Consider the following 2854-nt stretch of genomic DNA (forward strand, 5'->3'; position numbering starts at 1 on the left):
GGTTACGGTTCCAGTTTGAACAAGACCTTGAGGACCAGTAGATTCCGCTGGTGTTGCAGTTGGGGTTACTGGTGTTACGGTTGGTGTGTAAGTGGCAGAGGCTTTGGTTCCGTTCTTATCTTCACGAACAACCGTTACAGCTGGTGCTTTACCTGTGAATGATTTTTCTGGGACAAAGGTTACGGTTCCATCGGCTGCTACTGTGTAGGTACCAACGCCGTCAACAGTCTTAGTTGTTGAACCATCATCAAAGGTTGCTGGAACGTCATCGTTCATTGGCACACGACTATCGCCCTCAGTGAAGGTTGGTCTACCTGTTTGAGTTTGACCTTGTTTACCAGTTGATGTTGCATCTTCTGCTGTTGGAGTTACTGGTGTTACAGTTGGTGTATATGTCGCAGAAGTTTTAGTTCCGTTCATATCTTCACGAACAACAGTTACCACTGGTGCAGTTCCAACGAATGATTTTTCAGGAACGAATGTAACTGTTCCGTCTGCTACTACCGTGTAAGTACCAACACCATCCACTGTCTTAGTAGTTGAGCCATCATCAAACGTAGCTGGAACATCTTCATTGATAGCTACTGTTTTCTCAACGCCATCAACATTTACTGTTCCACCCTTGAATTCAGGCTTACCTGTTTGGGTGGCACCTTGAATATCAGTTGTTTCAGCTGGAGTTGCTGTTGGTGTGACAGAAACGATTTCAGGCGTGTAAGTTGTATCCACCTTGATACCGTTTGAGCTTTCAGCTTGAACCTTGGCTGGTGTTACTACACCTGTGAATGATTTATCCGTCGGTGTGAAGGTTACTTGTCCAGTTGCTTGATCAATTGAATAAGTACCAATTTCAGTTGTGCCATCTGCAGCATAGGCTGGTGTAGTTGCCACTTCATTACCATCTTTATTCAAAAGTGTATAGCTATTTTCTTTAATGGTAATAGCTTTATCTTTGCCGTTCACTTGAACAGTTGTTCCTGCAAAGGTTGGTGTCCCAGTTTGAGTGGCACCTTGGATGTCTTTTGAAGTTGCAGGACTTGCCGTTGGAACAGCTGCTACAACAGTTGGAGTGTAAGTTGCATCCGAAGTGACTGTCGCAGTCTTACCATTCCCATTTGTAATAGTCGCAGTTGCTTGAACTGTTACACCTGTTGCAGTTCCAACAAAGTCTTTTTCAGGTGTGAAGGTAACCGCTCCTGTAGTAGGATCAATTGTATATGTTCCTTCGCCGGCTACTGTCACACTGGTTTCATCAGTAGGTTGACCAGTAGCTGGATCAATCAATTTCTTACTTGTAATTTGAGCCGTTTCATCATCACTCAATGCAAATGTAGGAATCTCTGTTTGAGGAACATTTTGAACATCCTCAGATACCTTGTCTGTAGAAGTAATTGTGATTGGTGTTACTGTTGGTGTGTATGTCGCAGATGCCTTAGTGCTATTCTTATCTTCACGGACAACGGTTACGGCTGGCGCAGTACCTGTAAAGCTTGGTTCTGGAACAAAGGTTACGGTTCCGTCTGCTGCTACTGTGTATATACCAACACCATCAACTGTCTTGGTAGTTGAACCATCTTCAAATGTTGCTGGAACGTCATCATTCATCGGCACACGGCTATCGCCTTCAGTGAATACAGGCTTACCAGTTTGTGTAGCACCTTGGATGTCTTTTGAAGTTGCAGGACTTGCTGTTGGAGTCACAGGCGTTACTGTTGGTGTGTAGGTTGCTGAAGCCTTAGTTCCGTTCTTATCTTCGCGAACAACCGTCACTGCTGGAGCAGTTCCAGTAAATGATTTCTCAGGTACGAAGGTTACTGTTCCATCGGCTGCTACTGTGTAAGTACCAACACCATCTACAGTCTTAGTAGTTGAGCCATCATCAAACGTAGCTGGAACGTCATCGTTCATTGGCACACGGCTGTCACCTTCAGTAAATTCAGGCTTACCTGTTTGAGTTTGACCTTGCTTACCTGTTGTTTCAACTGGTGTCGCTGTCGGTGTTACTGGAGTTACTATTGGTGTGTAAGTGGCAGAGGCTTTGGTTCCATTCTTATCTTCGCGAACAACCGTCACTGCTGGAGCAGTTCCAGTAAATGATTTCTCAGGTACGAAGGTTACTGTTCCATCAGCTGCTACTGTGTAAGTACCAACACCATCCACTGTCTTCGTAGTTGATCCATCATCAAACGTAGCTGGAACAGCTTCATTGATAGCTACTGTCTTCTCAACACCATCAACGGTTACTGTTTCACCCTTGAATTCAGGTTTACCGGTTTGGGTTGCACCTTGAATATCAGTTGTTTCAGCTGGTGTAGCTATTGGGGTTACTGGAACAATTTCAGGTGTGTAGATTGTATCCACCTTGATGCCGTTTGAGCTTTCAGCTTGAACCTTGGCTGGTGTTACAGCACCAGTGTATGATTTATCAGTCGGTGTGAAAGTCACTTGGCCAGTGGCTGGATTAATTGTGAAAGTACCGATTTCAGTTGTACCGTCAGCCGCATAAGCTGGCATAGTCGCCACTTCATTACCATCTTTGTCCAAAAGTGTGTAGCTATTATCTTTAATGGTAATGGCTTTATCTTCACCGTTCACTTGAACAGTTGTTCCTGCAAAGGTTGGTCTACCCGTTTGAGTGGCACCTTGGATATCTTTTGAAGTTGCAGGGCTTGCCGTTGGAACAGCTGCTACAACAGTTGGAGTGTAAGTTGCATCCGAAGTGATTGTCGCAGTCTTACCGTTCGCATTTGTAATAGTCGCAGTCGCTTGAACTGTTACACCAGTTGCAGTACCAACAAAGTCTTTTTCAGGTGTGAAGGTAACCGCTCCTGTAGTAGGATCAATTGTATAGCTA

General features: G+C 44.6%; 1 pseudogene. It reads right to left on the bottom strand.

The features are described from left to right. Nucleotides 1-2854, bottom strand: a pseudogene (locus ADH81_RS04240) (CshA family fibrillar surface protein C); the annotation flags it as partial.

It is taken from the genome of Streptococcus pseudopneumoniae (assembly GCF_001072925.1).
Taxonomy (GTDB): domain Bacteria; phylum Bacillota; class Bacilli; order Lactobacillales; family Streptococcaceae; genus Streptococcus; species Streptococcus pseudopneumoniae_Q.